This window comes from uncultured Parabacteroides sp. (genome assembly GCF_902493135.1).
Classification (GTDB): domain Bacteria; phylum Bacteroidota; class Bacteroidia; order Bacteroidales; family Tannerellaceae; genus Parabacteroides.
In genome coordinates, this window is sequence record NZ_CABUOD010000065.1 from 1 (window position 1) to 14,911 (window position 14,911).

Sequence of the window (14,911 nt, forward strand, 5' to 3'; positions counted from 1 at the left end):
ACTTATAATATAGACTTTTATTTTTTAAGCTGTGCTCTTTTATTAATTAAATACACAAAAAGTAACCATACAGCAAAAGTGAACAAGACCCAATAAAATACCCTGGCGGGTAATATATTTTAACATATCAATCCGACTGCAAAACACTTAAATAATGAACATTCTGATAATCTTACATTCGTATTCCTTTATCATGTCGGGAGTGTTCTAAGGAAACAAAAATTTAATGTTTTTACAACTTTATTGTTAGCAACGATATTGAGAAGGGCAACATCCTTTGTGTTTTTTGAATACTCGGTTAAAATATGGAATATCAGTAAAACCTACATGGTAACATATTTCCGATATGGACATATTTTTCTGTTTTAATAATTGGCAAGCAAGTTCTATCCTATATTCATTTAAATAAGTAATGAAAGTTTTTCCTATAGATTGTTTGAAAAATGTGCAAAAAGCCGATTTATTCATTCCAACATGACGAACAACATCGTCAAGAGAAATATCCCTATATGCATTACAGATTACAAAAATACGTATCATGTCCAGTCGTTCTTGTTTCTTATCTTTCTTTTTATATTTCCCCACAATACGAGTATTATCCACCAATGATAAAATAGCGAGTAATCTTATTATTGACGAAAGGCGTTCCACCTCATTTTGTTTATACATTGATTCTAAAATAGATGCGATGGCTATAGATTGAGAATCATTATACTTTAGAGCTTCTTGATTTTTTTTTAAATCTTCAATATATCGGTACAGTTCAGGAAAATTTAGTGAACAATGATTGAGAAATTCATTAGTAAATGACAGTGTGATGTTTACTATTTTACCGTCTATATCAGTATTATCGCCATTAAAATACCAACAATGAGGGATTTCAGGTGGTATTATCACGACTTCACCACTCTGAAACGGTTCTGTAGTATCTCCAATAAGTTTTATACCGGAACCTATAACAATAAGTGTCAATTCCCATGAAGACTGTCTATGTAACCCTATTTGCTCTTTGGGGGAAAGTCGAACGTAATCATACGAAAATGATTGTTTTTCCAATAGCATTGCTTTATATTTATATAATTCTAAATAATTTGAAAATATAACCAACTATGCAAATATAAGACAATCTTTATGGAAAATGAAACAAATACATAGATTTGCCATGAATTAACTTTGCCAACAAAAAAATATAGCAATGATTAAATTAGATCACATGGCGATGTATGTGTATGATTTAGAGAATATGAAAAATTTTTTTGTTCATTTCTTCTCTGCACAAGCCAATCAAATGTATTATAATCCTAAAACAGGATTAAGAACCTATTTTTTAACTTTTGCAGATGGTTCACGGTTAGAAATCATGAATCGTCCCGAAGTCTTCATTCAGGAAAAGGAGACATTTCTAAGTGGATATACTCACATTGCTTTTTCTGTAGGTAGCAAAGAAGTTGTAGATGACCTTACTCATATATTGAAAAATAATGGGTACGCAGTGATAAGCGGTCCTCGGAAAACAGGTGACGGATATTACGAAAGTTGTATACAGGGGCCTGAAAATAATCTTATTGAAATAACGGAATAGATATAAATTATGGACAGAAAAACTTTTTTACAAATATCAGGGTTGTTATGCGCAGGTACTTTTTTGAATACAAATTTTGCGGCAGAAAAGGAGAATTCAACAGGGAAAACAATGGATAAATTCAAGTTTCCCATGATGGATTTACATGTTCACCGTTCCGAAGATCTGACGATTGAGGATATTGTAGCCAAATCCCAACAGTTAAATATGAAAATCGGCATCATGGAAAATATTGCCCCGTGGGGTATTACAAACGATGCTCAATTAAAAGAATACATCAACGCAATAAAACCGTATCCAGTTTATATCGGCTTGCAGCCTATGAGTCCGGGATGGTCGAAAAATTTATCTCCCGAATTAATAGCGCAGGCTGATTATATAGCTATGGATCCGCAGATTGTAACAAAAGGAAACGGTTACGGAGAAACAATCATGTTATGGGAATATAATGCATACATAGATGATCCGGAGGAATTTATGAAACGCAACATGCAACATTACATGGATATTCTTACCGGAAGTGAGCCGTTGGATATATTTGCCTGTCCTCTTTTTCTCCCCTCTTGCATACAAAGGGAATACGACATTCTTTGGACAAAGAAAAGGTTGCGGCAAATTGTTGATGCTGCTCGTTCAAGAGACATTGCAATAGAAATAAACGATACGGTACATGTCCCGCATGAAGATTTTATTTTAATGGCAAAAAAAGCAGGATTAAAATTCGTTTTTGGCTCCGATTCACGAAACCATACGGTAGGAAGACTTGATTATTGTAAGCGCATCGCTCAAAGATGCAATCTTACGGAGGAAGATTTTTTTATACCTACGAGATATAGATCATAGTAATTATTAATTCAAAATAGGATATGAAGAGAAATAGTATTAAAAAGCATGTGGGGGAAAATATTTCATCCTACCAAGTTATCAGGTAAATTATACGGAGGCACAAGTACAACGTATGTGCGGTTACTTTAATCGAGTGGGAAAAATTGCAGCTGAATACGGGCTTAAACTTGACTATCATAACCATGCTTCAGAATACAACAAGTTAAAGGATTGCGATGATGTCATGTGGGAATATTTAGTTGAGCATACAGACCCTGAACTGGTATGTTTTGAATTAGATGTTTATTGGTGTACCATAGGTGGCAAATCCCCTGTTGCGTATCTGCAAAAATATCCTAAACGCATACAAATACTGCATATTAAAGATGAATTCGTTATCGGCGAAAGTGGGCTAATAGACTTTGAAAATATTTTCAAGCAATTCTATAAAAACAAGATGAATGATTATGCGGCCCAAATATAGGAAGACCTTGAAGTGATGAGGACTTTATCCGTTTTTCTGTTTATATTTGTCCGAAAATAAGATCTGAATTATGGATAGGATGGAAAAAGACCCGCTTATTCAGGAGGATAGACGTCTTCCGGATGTGGTGGATGTAGACGGTTTGGTTTCTTTTATGGGCCGGTTGATGGATGGCCGGGAAAGTTTTTATCTTGATTTGCTATTGGCTTCGTTGGTTCGTCTGTATCCTTTTATAAAATCGGATGATGCGGAACGTATGAAGCCGGTTTTCGAGTGGGCTGGAACTGTAATGGAGAGGCCGGAAAATGAGATGGGAGGGTTGGATATGCTTACCGCTTCTGTTCTGCTTGATTATGCCGATGTGCTTGCCGGAACGAAAAAACGTGCCAAAAGTTCGAAACAACAGCCATTTCAGGACTATAAACCCTATTTGGATCTCGTTAAATTGGCATTTAACCGGATAAAAGATTATAATACGTTGCCTTTGCTTTCGACACCGACTCATCGTCCGGCCTGGATTGATCCGGTCGTGCTTGTTTCCCGGCTGGCGGAATATCAAAAGAAAGGGGTGAAGCCGGACAGTCTGGACTTTCAAATTGCAGTTTCGCGTGTGGCATTGGATGATACGGACGAAGCTGTCCGGTTAGTCGAACAAGAGATGACGGGAGAATATCGCGAGTTGTTGCTTTTCCTGTTCAGGTCGGAAGCACGTCCTAAGGAGCCTTTTACGTTTCAGGCCGTTTGGATGACTGCTGCTTTGGTCAAAAGTCCCGATATCGTTTATGAAGAATTTAAGGACTTCCCTTATTCTGCTGTGAACCGGGCTTATTTGACAGGGGATATTCCTTGTGACGTATTCACCTTTGAAAAACCGTTTGGGAAAGTCGATCGTATTTTGCAGTTGATTCCTCCGGCAAGCAAGAATGTTGCGATAAAATGGAGGTTCGGGGGGTATGCTTTGTATATGGCTTATCAGCCTTGTTCCCGTATTCCGCTTTTGGTGGAGACTTTTTGGAAGGTCCCTTTGCGGGAGAGGGATCTGAAGAGGTTCTTGTTGCTTTCTCCGAATGCGCCTCGGATTTGGTTGGCTTTATTGGTACGGGATCGCGTAAGGGATGCTTATTGGAACGATTTGGAACTGGCCAGGCTTAATCTGGTTGCCCTTGAGACTCTGCGTGAACTTGATTTGGAGTGGAAAGGGGGAATGGCTTTGACATATTTAGCGGTGTGTCTGTTGAGCATCGATCGTCCTGTTCGTTTGTGTGCGGCGGATCTTTGGGGAGAACTTGTTGAAAAAGGCTTGATAGATAATGTGGTTTTAGGTAGGGTATTGGGCAAGCTCCAATCTTTGGAGTGGGTTCCCGTGCAGAGAATTTCAGGTTTGGTTGTTGAAATGTTGATAAATAGATCGCCTTTCCATAACAAGGAACTGTCTGTTCTGTTTGTCTCTTTTTTGTCTTGCCTACCCGAAAATCCATTGAAGGATTTAAAGCGGTTATTGGAAGTCTTTTCGGAACTTCAGACTGTTAATAACTGGCCGAAAGTGAAAGATGCCCCGCTTCTTTCTTTGCTTGAGGCATGGAAGAAAAATAGTAAATTGACAGAGGTGATAGAATCTTTGTATTAAGAATGATGGAAAATAAGCCTATATTTGTGCTGTAATATAATCGTATATTTTAGATGCAGATGGAAGATAAAATCATATTGCCGGCGGAATGGTATCCGCAAAGTGCCGTCCAGTTGACATGGCCGCATGAGGAAACGGATTGGGCGCCTATGCTGGACGAGGTGGTTCCTTGTTTCGTATCGATTGCCAAAGAAGTCATCAAACATGAAAAGCTCGTGATCGTCTGCCCTGACGAACAGGCAGTCCGCGAGCAATTGGGGGATGTGGATTACAGCCGAATCATTTTCCGGGAGATGGCAACGAATGATACCTGGGCACGTGATCATGGTGGCATTACGGTATTCGACCAGGGAGAACCTGTCGTGTATGATTTTGTGTTCAACGGCTGGGGAATGAAGTTCGCGGCGAACCTGGATAATCTGGTTACGCGTAACCTGTCGGTACAGGGAACATTTGCCGACGGGGTTCCGGTCATCAATATGCAACCGTTTGTCCTGGAAGGCGGCAGTATCGAATCGGATGGCAAAGGGACACTCTTGACGACAGTCGAATGCCTTTCGTCTTTGAACCGGAATGAGTATCTGCAAAAGGAAGAACTGGAAGCCTACCTGAAGGAGGTCTTTGGTTTTGAACGCATCTTATGGCTGGAAAACGGTTACCTGGCCGGTGATGACACGGACAGCCATGTCGACACGTTGGCGCGCTTCTGTAGCGAAGATACGATTGCGTATGTGCAGTGTACGGATGAGTCGGATGAACATTTCGAGGAACTGCAAGCGATGGAACAGGAGCTACAGGCTTTCAAACAGGCTGACGGCAAACCTTACCGGTTGATCGCCCTGCCGATGGCGGATCCGGTGGTATGGGAGAACGAACGCCTCCCGGCTACTTATGCCAATTTTTTGATCATCAATGGGGCGGTATTGCTGCCTTTTTATAATTCTCCGAAGGACGAGCTGGCGAAGGATGCTTTGCAACAGGCTTTTCCGGATCGTGAGATTATAGGGATCAATTGTTTGCCGTTGATTAAACAACATGGTTCGCTGCATTGCGTGACGATGCAGTATCCGGAGGGAGTCGTTGGGGAATTAAGAATTAAAAATTAAGAATTAAAAAATAAGAAACGGGAATGAAGGACGAGGGAAGGTTAAAAGTTGGACTGGTGCAGCAGGCGAATACGGGAGATCGGACTGCTAATATTGAGAAACTGAAACAAAATATTCGGGCTTGTGCTTTGCAAGGAGCTGAATTGGTCGTTTTGCAGGAGTTGCATAACGGGCTTTATTTTTGCCAGATGGAGAATACCGAAGTGTTTGACCAGGCGGAACCGATTCCGGGACCTTCTACAGAGATTTTCGGGGCGTTGGCAAAGGAGCTGGGGATCGTGTTGGTTCTTTCTTTGTTTGAGAAACGGGCTCCCGGTTTGTATCATAATACGGCTGTCGTGATTGAGAAAGACGGTACTATTGCCGGAAAATATCGTAAAATGCACATTCCGGATGATCCGGCTTATTATGAGAAATTCTATTTTACTCCCGGTGATCTCGGCTTCGAACCGATCCGGACTTCAGTCGGTAAATTGGGCGTATTGGTTTGCTGGGACCAGTGGTATCCGGAGGCAGCCCGCCTGATGGCGATGAAAGGAGCGGAACTGCTGATTTATCCGACAGCCATCGGGTGGGAAAGCAGTGACACGGAAGATGAGAAAAAACGCCAGTTAGGGGCGTGGGTGACTGTCCAACGGGGACATGCCGTGGCCAATGGGCTTCCGGTCGTTACGGTAAACCGGGTAGGGCACGAGGCCGATCCGTCCGGACAAACGAATGGCATCCGGTTTTGGGGAAACAGTTTCGTCGCCGGTCCGCAGGGTGAACTTTTGGCCGAACTTTCCAATAATGATGAGGAAATACGAATAGTGGAGATTGACAAGACGCGTAGCGAGAATGTCCGCCGTTGGTGGCCTTTTTTCCGGGATCGCCGTATCGATGCTTTTGGGGGCTTGACCGAACGTTTTCTGATATGAGATTCTATAACCGTATAGAGGCCGTCTGCCGTATGAACCGATTGGGTGCGGAAAGGCGGTCTTTCCTGTTCGTGATCGATTATAAGCAAAACCGGGTGATTGTGGAAGAGCCGGATCGGATCGATCCGGAGGTGTTGCTTTACGACTTGGATGGTGTGACGAATGTCGCGATTGGAAGTCGTATGAATAGCCGGGGGAACCGGACTTCTGTGATTCGATGGGAACCATCCCCTATGACACAAGAGGCCTATGCAGACTCGTTTCATAAAGTTGTCGGACATATCCGGGCCGGAAACTCTTACCTGACCAATCTGACTTGCGCCACTCCTGTCCGGACCGATCTGAGTTTAAAGGAAATTTTTGTCCGTTCGGAAGCTCGGTATAAGCTCTGGATGAAAGACCGTTTTGTCGTTTTCTCTCCTGAGATATTCGTGAAGATACGGGATGAACATATCTATTCCTATCCGATGAAAGGGACGATCGATGCTACATTGCCGGATGCCCGCAGGCGGATATTGGATGATCCGAAGGAAACGGCCGAACATGCTACGATTGTCGACCTGATCCGCAATGACTTGAGTCGGGTGGCGACCGAAGTGACGGTGACCCGTTACCGGTACATAGACGAGCTGCCGACACATAAAGGCGCTTTGTTGCAGGTTAGTTCGGAGATCAGGGGCCGTCTTGTCGGAAACTGGCAGGCAAGGATAGGCGATTTGCTGTTCTGTCTCCTTCCGGCAGGTTCTATTACCGGGGCTCCCAAGAAGAAGACAATGGAGATTATAGCGGAAGCCGAGACTTACGAAAGAGGGTTCTATACGGGCGTCATGGGCTATTTTGACGGGAATAGGCTGGACAGTGCCGTCATGATCCGCTTTTTGGAACAACAGGCGGATGGCTCTTTGATCTTTAAGAGTGGAGGAGGCATCACCTCCCGAAGTGATTTGGCAAGCGAATATAATGAAATGAAACAGAAAGTCTATGTTCCCATTTATTGAAACGATCCGGATCGAGGAGGGGCGGATTCATAATTTGCCCTACCATAACCGGCGTATGAATGAGACACGTCGGAACGTGTTGCATCAAACCGCTACACTTGATTTGAGTGACTACATCCGACCCGGAAACTACCGGGAACGGACAAAGTGCCGTGTTGAATATGATAAAGATATTCTGAGGGTGGACTATGCCGCCTATCGCATTCGCCCGGTATCCTCTTTGCGGCTGGTCGTCGATGACGAAGCCGACTATCGGTATAAAAGTACGGACCGGAGTGTGCTGGATCGTTTGTTCGCATGTCGCGAAGCCGAAGACGACGTGCTGGTCGTCCGGAAAGGATTGTTGACCGATACCTCTATTTGCAACATTGCGCTTTGGAACGGGAAACAATGGATTACTCCTTCCGCGCCATTGCTGACAGGAACGAAAAGGGCTTTCTTGCTGGATCAGGGAGAGATTGTAGCAGGTAATATCCGCCCGGAGGATTTACCGGGCTATTCCCGTATCAGGTTGTTCAATGCGATGATTGAGTTCGGAGAAATCGATCTTCCGGTTGATAAGATCGTGCTTTGACTCAGATAGTCCTTATCGTTGGCATAGATGTAGAGCAGGGTCCCGTTCTTGATGGTGTTGATGATCGGTTTGGCAAGCGACTGAGGCAGGGCGGGACAACCGAAACTTCTACCTAAGCGGCCTGCCGATACTGCAACGGACGGGCTGCAATAGTCAGCCCCGTGCACTACGATCGCCCGTTCTTTTGCCCGGTCGTTAATCCCTTTTTCCAAACCGTTCAGGACTAAGGAATAGCCGTTTTTACCCTGATATGTATTCTCCGTAACAAAAAATCCCAATGAACTTTTGTAGGAATTGACTTTGTTGGAGAACGAAGTGGCGTAATTCCCGCCGCTGTTTTTTCCGTGCGAGACAAGGGATGAGAACAGGAGCTTCTTATGTCGGATATCTAGGACGTAAAGCCGCTCTTCCGTGGAGGGTTTCGTGAAGTCGATCAGGGTAATGATATCCTTGTTACGCCGTTCGATCGCCTGTGCTCCGGTTATCGCTTGCTCGAAGGCTGTATAGTCCACCACATTGTCCAGTTGCATATCCGCATAGAGCTGCCGGCATACCGAAGACACAGCCACCGCGGGATCAGCCGGGATCAGGGGAGACGAACTTCTGGTTGCCGTATAATTAGCTGGAAGAAATAATAAAACCAAGTATAGACAGATGCGCAATAACATAAGATTGAATAATGTCGCACAAAGATAAGACTTTTAATCGAAAACGAAAACAATAGTCTCATTTACAGGTGCCCAATCATAAACGAACTTAGCGTGCGAGGTCGCGTTCCGGACACACATATGGGAGCGTGGAGTCGTTCCAAGCGTTGGACTGTATTCGATCAGTGATTTGCGTGGCGCGTTTACCGGAACCCCGTGGATATATCCCCCGTTGGTGAACCGGCTGGCATAGGGAGCGAATCCGCCTGTCTCTTTGCTGCCGTCTACGAGGTAAATCATCCTTGCCTTTTTTTCCTGGACGACAAATATGCCTAATGGCGTTTCTTGAGCGTATGGAGGGCGGTGCTGCCCGGTCGTTGCCGGATTCATGCTTCTGACCAGCCATTTGGAACCCGCATGTTCGAGTGTTGCGATGTTCTGGTTGGTGACATCGACGAATATGGCTTTGTCGAATGTGACGCTATCGGCTATCGGTTTGACATATTTTCCGGGAACCAGCCATTCTCCGTTTGTGTAGATCGTTTGGATGCGGAAAAGGCGGTTGTTGTCGTCAAGCAATTTCACAAGAGCCCCGTCACGGCCATAGCGTTCGGCAGTCAGCGTGTCTTCCGGCAAATATAGCGGGACAGACTGGTAACGTTCGATACCTAAAGTGTCGGAAACCCGCTTGTAAGCATCACGATGAAACTTCCGGACCAACGGGGCTTCCCCGTTCTTGTTCCTGTAATTTTGAAAGATCGCCCAACGGGATGGCTTTTGCTGGATCGAATCGAGCAAGCGAAGACCCGCACGGATCTTATCCCATTGGAATTCCCGTGTCGTGTCTTTATACGGATATGTGTCTGCCAAGGTGTGCTGGTCGTAGAGCAGTTCCTTTTCTATCACGATTTCGATGGGGGCAGGGAGTGCTACCGGTTCCGGGGGTGTTCCGGTGATGAGCGTGTCCTGTCCGAAGAAACCGGAATCCTGCGGCTCTCCCGGCTTTGCCGTACAGAAACTCAGTGTCGAAAGGCAAAGCAGCGAGAGCATGGGAATTATCTTCATTGCATCTATCATTCTGTTCATTATGTAAATATAAACAAAAGAATGGAATGATTGTTTGTTTTTCTTTTTTTATTCCTTTTTAGGCAAACGAAGGACAAAGCGGATCAGGGCGACGAATACCTTTCCGTATTTGTCCAACTTGAGCTGTCCGACACCCCGTATTTCGCTAAACTCGTCGAGCGTGACCGGTTTCTTCTGGACCATATCTTCGAGGGCGTCATCCGAAAAGATGATATAAGCCGGGGTATGTTCGCGTTCGGCAATCTGCTTGCGGAGTTGTTGCAGGGAGTCGAGCAACGTTTCGTCCACAGAGGCGGATTCGATCGGGCGTATCGGACGGTATTTGTAGCCGCCTTTTTTGGTCGGCAGGGCAAAATCTTTTGTCTTTTGATAAATGGCCATGAGTGCCTGCTGTTCGCCGAAAAGGACTTTACGTCCTAATGGAGTCACTTTGAGGTGACCGGCCGACATATAGTCGATTTCGATATAACCGAGCTGAAGCATCTGGTATAAATATTCTTTCCACTCTTTATAGCTGAGGTCCTTGCCTACACCGTAGGTTTTTAGTTTGTCGTATCCTTTTTCCGTCAGTTCTTCCTTTTCGGCTCCCCGGAGTATATCGATCAGCAGGTGCATATTAGCCGTTTGACCGGTACGGAAAATGCCGCTCAAGGCCTTTTGCACCAAGATGCTCCCGTCGAAACGCCGGGGAGGATTCTTGCAGACGTCGCAGTTCCCGCAATCCTTGTCTGCCTCTTCTCCGAAATAGCTCAGCAAGATACGGCGGCGGCAAATGTCCGCCTCACAATACCGGCGCATCCGGTTCAACTTCTGCAAGCTGACGTCTTTCTGTCCGCTTTCCTCTGCAAAACGGCGAAGGAGCAGGATGTCACCTACGGAATAGAAAAGAAGCGTGTCGCTTTTCATTCCGTCCCGTCCGGCACGGCCTATTTCCTGGTAATAGTTCTCGATGCTTGCCGGCATATTATAATGAATGACCCAACGGACATTGCTTTTGTCTATCCCCATCCCGAACGCGACCGTTGCACACACCACATTGACACGGTCGTTGATGAAATCGTCCTGTGCTTTCTCGCGCTTGTCGGGGCTGAGCCCGGCATGATAGGCGACTGCCCGGATGCTGTACTCGGATAGTTCTTCGGCTAAAGACTCCGTACTGTTGCGGCTCATGCAGTAGATGATGCCGCTCTGCCGGTGGTGCCGGTTGATGAAATGGACAATCGCAGCGATCTTTTCCTTTTTGCTTAGTCCGCGACGGATAGTGAGTGACAGGTTCGGGCGGTCGAAAGACGAGATGAATGTTTTAGGATCACGCAGTTTCAATTGATTCAGGATGTCCGTACGGGTGATTTTGTCCGCCGTAGCTGTCAGGGCGACGATCGGTACTTTCGGGAAATTCTCTTTCAGTACGGACAGTTGGGTATATTCGGGACGGAAATCATGTCCCCAATGCGAGATACAATGCGCTTCGTCGATGGCGATCAGCGAAATATCGATGCGGGGCAGGAGCCAATGCAGTTCGCTTATGATCCCTTCGGGCGAGATGTAGAGCAGTTTCACTTTCCCCTGTATGCAGAGTTGCCGTACCCGGTGGCGTTCTTCCTCCGGCATCATGCTGTTGAGCGCTGCAGCCGGTATGCCATTGGCAATCAGTCCTTCGACCTGGTCCTTCATCAAAGCGATAAGGGGAGATACTACGATGGCAGTTCCCGGCATATAGATTGCCGGAAGCTGGAAGCAGATCGATTTGCCACCACCCGTAGGCATCAGGACCAGCGAATCTTCTTTCTGCAAGATGCGCTGTATGATTTCGGCCTGTAAAGGGCGAAATGAAGTGTATCCGAAGAACCGTTTGAGTAGTAACAATAACTCTTTCATGAGAATTAAAAAAGAACTGAATGTTTGATAAAAGCACGCAAATATAACAAATAATTGCAGAGATGCCGGATTTTTGTGTACCTTTGTCACCATTATTTATTTAACGAGCCGTGACGGCTCATACTTATTATATGACATTTGAACAATTAGAACTGATCGAGCCGATACGCAAGGCTCTCAAAAAAGAAAAGTACACGACTCCCACTCCCATACAAGCCGAAGCCATTCCCGTAGTATTGGACGGATCTGATTTATTAGGTTGCGCACAGACCGGAACCGGCAAGACGGCAGCTTTTTCCATCCCTATCATCCAGAAGATCGAAGAACGGATTTTAAGTGGGCGCAAGCCGGGCATCAAAGCTTTGATCCTGACTCCGACACGCGAATTGGCGATCCAGATTGGTGAAAGCTTTACGGCATACGGGCGTTATACTCACGTAGAACATACCGTTATTTTCGGTGGCGTAGGACAGAAGCCGCAGACGGATGCATTGGAACGGGGCGTGGATGTATTGATTGCAACTCCCGGCCGTTTGCTGGATTTGATCAATCAGGGTTTTATCCACCTGAACACATTGGAATATTTTGTATTGGACGAAGCGGACCGAATGCTGGATATGGGGTTTATCCATGACATCAAACGTATCTTGCCTTTGCTCCCTAAGAAGCGCCAGTCCCTGTTTTTCTCTGCAACGATGCCGCCGGAGATCGAGCGTTTGGCCGGAACGATCCTCCATGAACCTGAGAAAGTAGAGGTGACTCCTGCATCTTCCACTGTTGATACGATCGACCAGTCTGTCTATTTTGTCGAGAAGGCGGAAAAGATCAATCTGCTGAAGAATCTCCTGGAAGACCGTTCGTTGGAATCCGTTTTGGTTTTCACCCGTACGAAGCATGGAGCGGATAAAGTGACCCGTGTCCTGAATAAAGCCGGGATAGGTGCTGAAGCCATTCATGGAAACAAAGGGCAGAACGCCCGCCAGCGTGCCTTGACCAGCTTTAAGGATCATACGCTCCGTGTTTTGATCGCGACCGATATCGCCGCCCGCGGCATCGATGTCGACCATCTTTCTCATGTCATCAACTATGATTTGCCGAATGTGCCGGAGACCTATGTGCACCGTATCGGCCGTACCGGTCGTGCCGGCCGTAGCGGGATCGCTTTCTCTTTTTGCGATGTGGAGGAAGTACCGTATCTGAAAGATATCCAGAAGCTGATCGGCAAAGAAGTGCTGGTTGCCGGTGGCCATATATTCGAGACTGCCGAGGTTAAGGAAGCGGTTGCCGAGAAGAAAAAGGCGATAAAGGAAGAGTCCAAACGCCGGAATATGTTCGGTAGCAAACGCGATGGAAGTTTTTGGCGGAATAAGAAAAGAGCGGCAAGTAAATAAAACAGCCATTTATCCTTTGAAATGTTCATGAAATATTATAAATTTGCCCACTTAACATACAAATTCTAAATTGGAAAATGGAAAACACTCGTCGTTCATTCCTGAAAAAGATGACCGCTGCCGGAATCGGTACAGCCGGTCTTGCATTAAGTAGCAACGCCGCCGCTGCTACAGTTACAACAGAAACAAGTGCGGAAAAGAAAAAGAAACCTGCCGGCAAAGACGATGGCAAGTTGCGCTTCGGTTTTATCGGTACAGGCTCCCGTTGTCATGAACATATCAACAACGTATTGTCTATCCCCGGAAACAAGATCGTGGCTATTTGCGATATCCAGGCCGGCCCGATCCAGCGTACACTGGATCATATCGCCAAGTTCAATGTCCCGGCTCCGAAGGTCTATACAGGCAGCGAACGTGAATTTGAAAAGATGCTGAACAACGAAGAGTTCGATTGCGTCATCATCGCCAGCCCGTGGGAATGGCACGTACCGATGTCGGTGGCAGCCATGAAAGCGGGCGTCCCCTATGTCGGTGTGGAAGTGTCTGCTGCCAATACGCTGGAAGAATGCTGGGATCTGGTTAACGTATCGGAAGCTACGGGAAGCCATCTGAACATCATGGAAAACGTTTGTTACCGTCGTGACTGCATGGCTGCTTTGAACATGGTTCGTCAGGGCCTGTTCGGCGAATTGCTGCATGCGACTTGCGGTTACGAACATGACTTGCGCGAAGTGAAATTCAATGATGGACAGCACTACAACTATGTGCCGGGAAGTGGCGACCTGCGTATGGGACCGACTGCTTTTGCTGAAGCCCAGTGGCGTACGAATCATTCCGTTCATCGCAATGGCGATATCTATCCGACTCATGGCATCGGTCCGGTTGCGAATTGTTTGGATATTAACCGTGGAAATCGTTTTATGTCTTTGTCTGCGATGGCTACTCAACCGCGTGGCCTGCATAAGTTTATTGTTGACAATGGCGGTGCAAACCATCCGTTGGCAAAGGTTAACTTCAACTTGGGCGATATCGTAACCTCCATGATTAAATGTTCTAATGGACAGACAGTCATTGTGACTCACGATACGAATTCTCCTCGTCCTTACTCTCTGGGTTTTCGTATCCAAGGTACTGAAGGCTTGTGGATGAACGATGGCGACCATGTATATGTTCAGGGTAAATCCAAACCTCACCGTTGGGATGATTCGGAAGAATGGTTCAAGAAATACGATCATACCTTGTGGTCCAAACATGAAGCCGAAGCAGCCCAGGCTGGACACGGCGGTATGGACTATGTGATGATGTTCGACTTGATCAACGCTATCCGCAACAAGAAGCCGGCTCCTATGGACTGCTACGATGCAGCTGCATGGAGTGCCATTTCCGGTTTGTCGGAGATGTCTATCGCCCGTGGCGGCGCATTGGTCGATTTCCCCGACTTTACACGCGGACAGTGGATTCACCGTAAACCGGCATTTGCTTTGTCTGAATAAGAAAAACTGAAATATCCATGAAAAGGCTATCGGGTTCCGATGGCCTTTTTTTGTGGGATCGGTGCTATATAAATAACGTGAATTCGATATAACCCGATAAATATCTACTTGAATAATAAAAACATAACGAGAAAAAGATTGAACACTCCAGACGCAGCTCATTCAACAACTTCGTGGCAACCGCACCAAAATTCGGAAATCGTATGAAATATACCAAAGGAAAAAGCAAGTTTTTGGTTCTTCGTCACTTTCGGGGCAGTTCATGTGTTAAAGCTAGTAAGTTTATTGCAAAGCAAGGTAATG

At 45.8% G+C, this 14,911-nt stretch carries 13 protein-coding genes and 1 pseudogene; 10 read left to right on the top strand and 4 right to left on the bottom strand.

The genetic code is table 11. The features are described 5' to 3' along the window. Positions 1-246: 246 nt before the first annotated feature. Complete coding sequence (locus RDN79_RS17890) at positions 247-1,056, bottom strand: AraC family transcriptional regulator (RefSeq protein WP_298554223.1); 810 nt, start codon at positions 1,054-1,056, stop codon at positions 247-249. A 139-nt stretch (positions 1,057-1,195) separates the two neighbouring features. On the opposite strand from RDN79_RS17890, the gene RDN79_RS17895 reads away from it, so the two are divergent. From RDN79_RS17895 to RDN79_RS17930, 8 genes and pseudogenes are all read left to right on the top strand, one after another. Then, positions 1,196-1,582: a VOC family protein gene (locus RDN79_RS17895; RefSeq protein ID WP_374044531.1), complete on the top strand. Its 387-nt coding sequence runs from the start codon at positions 1,196-1,198 to the stop codon at positions 1,580-1,582. Between the two features lie 9 nt (positions 1,583-1,591). After that, entirely contained in the window at positions 1,592-2,425 is an 834-nt protein-coding gene (locus RDN79_RS17900) for a hypothetical protein (protein WP_298554220.1), read from the top strand. 58 nt (positions 2,426-2,483) lie between these two features. Continuing rightward, positions 2,484-2,891, top strand: a pseudogene (locus tag RDN79_RS17905) (sugar phosphate isomerase/epimerase family protein); the annotation flags it as partial. Positions 2,892-2,961: 70 nt separating this feature from the next. Continuing rightward, positions 2,962-4,518, top strand: coding sequence for a DUF6493 family protein (locus RDN79_RS17910; RefSeq protein WP_298554217.1), 1,557 nt, complete (start codon positions 2,962-2,964; stop codon positions 4,516-4,518). Between the two features lie 59 nt (positions 4,519-4,577). Continuing rightward, positions 4,578-5,624, top strand: a complete 1,047-nt coding sequence (locus RDN79_RS17915) for an agmatine/peptidylarginine deiminase (protein WP_298554214.1) — start codon at positions 4,578-4,580, stop codon at positions 5,622-5,624. Positions 5,625-5,647: 23 nt separating this feature from the next. Continuing rightward, entirely contained in the window at positions 5,648-6,541 is an 894-nt protein-coding gene (locus RDN79_RS17920; protein WP_298554211.1) for a carbon-nitrogen hydrolase, read from the top strand. Further along, the gene (locus RDN79_RS17925; RefSeq protein ID WP_298554208.1) at positions 6,538-7,539 is read left to right on the top strand and encodes an aminodeoxychorismate synthase component I; all 1,002 of its coding nucleotides are present in this window, start codon (positions 6,538-6,540) and stop codon (positions 7,537-7,539) included. Before RDN79_RS17920 ends, RDN79_RS17925 begins: the two co-directional genes overlap by 4 nt. Further along, positions 7,523-8,113, top strand: coding sequence for an aminotransferase class IV family protein (locus RDN79_RS17930; protein ID WP_298554205.1), 591 nt, complete (start codon positions 7,523-7,525; stop codon positions 8,111-8,113). Before RDN79_RS17925 ends, RDN79_RS17930 begins: the two co-directional genes overlap by 17 nt. Here the strand turns inward: RDN79_RS17930 and RDN79_RS17935 are convergent. The 3 genes from RDN79_RS17935 to recQ form a co-directional block, all read right to left on the bottom strand. Continuing rightward, on the bottom strand, positions 8,035-8,781 hold the full coding sequence (locus tag RDN79_RS17935) for a murein L,D-transpeptidase catalytic domain family protein (protein WP_298554202.1): 747 nt from the start codon (positions 8,779-8,781) through the stop codon (positions 8,035-8,037). The genes RDN79_RS17930 and RDN79_RS17935 overlap by 79 nt on opposite strands. A gap of 33 nt (positions 8,782-8,814) precedes the next feature. After that, positions 8,815-9,825: a L,D-transpeptidase gene (locus RDN79_RS17940; protein WP_308573320.1), complete on the bottom strand. Its 1,011-nt coding sequence runs from the start codon at positions 9,823-9,825 to the stop codon at positions 8,815-8,817. 69 nt (positions 9,826-9,894) lie between these two features. Further along, positions 9,895-11,724: a DNA helicase RecQ gene (recQ, locus tag RDN79_RS17945; RefSeq protein ID WP_298554197.1), complete on the bottom strand. Its 1,830-nt coding sequence runs from the start codon at positions 11,722-11,724 to the stop codon at positions 9,895-9,897. A 131-nt stretch (positions 11,725-11,855) separates the two neighbouring features. On the opposite strand from recQ, the gene RDN79_RS17950 reads away from it, so the two are divergent. Both RDN79_RS17950 and RDN79_RS17955 read left to right on the top strand, forming a co-directional pair. Beyond that, a complete protein-coding gene (locus RDN79_RS17950) occupies positions 11,856-13,115 on the top strand; it encodes a DEAD/DEAH box helicase (RefSeq protein WP_298554195.1) in 1,260 nt (419 codons plus the stop codon). 77 nt (positions 13,116-13,192) lie between these two features. Next, complete coding sequence (locus tag RDN79_RS17955) at positions 13,193-14,608, top strand: Gfo/Idh/MocA family protein (RefSeq protein WP_298554192.1); 1,416 nt, start codon at positions 13,193-13,195, stop codon at positions 14,606-14,608. Positions 14,609-14,911: the final 303 nt, after the last annotated feature.

What these genes read in the sequence shown, in the direction of transcription:
- RDN79_RS17900 (WP_298554220.1), top strand. Translation starts at nt 1,592, where the DNA reads ATGGACAGAAAAACTTTTTTACAAATATCAGGGTTGTTATGCGCAGGT.
- RDN79_RS17930 (WP_298554205.1), top strand. Translation starts at nt 7,523, where the DNA reads ATGTTCCCATTTATTGAAACGATCCGGATCGAGGAGGGGCGGATTCAT.
- recQ (WP_298554197.1), bottom strand. Translation starts at nt 11,724, where the DNA reads ATGAAAGAGTTATTGTTACTACTCAAACGGTTCTTCGGATACACTTCA.
- RDN79_RS17895 (WP_374044531.1), top strand. Translation starts at nt 1,196, where the DNA reads ATGATTAAATTAGATCACATGGCGATGTATGTGTATGATTTAGAGAAT.
- RDN79_RS17950 (WP_298554195.1), top strand. Translation starts at nt 11,856, where the DNA reads ATGACATTTGAACAATTAGAACTGATCGAGCCGATACGCAAGGCTCTC.
- RDN79_RS17955 (WP_298554192.1), top strand. Translation starts at nt 13,193, where the DNA reads ATGGAAAACACTCGTCGTTCATTCCTGAAAAAGATGACCGCTGCCGGA.
- RDN79_RS17915 (WP_298554214.1), top strand. Translation starts at nt 4,578, where the DNA reads ATGGAAGATAAAATCATATTGCCGGCGGAATGGTATCCGCAAAGTGCC.
- RDN79_RS17940 (WP_308573320.1), bottom strand. Translation starts at nt 9,825, where the DNA reads ATGAAGATAATTCCCATGCTCTCGCTGCTTTGCCTTTCGACACTGAGT.
- RDN79_RS17935 (WP_298554202.1), bottom strand. Translation starts at nt 8,781, where the DNA reads ATGTTATTGCGCATCTGTCTATACTTGGTTTTATTATTTCTTCCAGCT.
- RDN79_RS17920 (WP_298554211.1), top strand. Translation starts at nt 5,648, where the DNA reads ATGAAGGACGAGGGAAGGTTAAAAGTTGGACTGGTGCAGCAGGCGAAT.
- RDN79_RS17910 (WP_298554217.1), top strand. Translation starts at nt 2,962, where the DNA reads ATGGATAGGATGGAAAAAGACCCGCTTATTCAGGAGGATAGACGTCTT.
- RDN79_RS17925 (WP_298554208.1), top strand. Translation starts at nt 6,538, where the DNA reads ATGAGATTCTATAACCGTATAGAGGCCGTCTGCCGTATGAACCGATTG.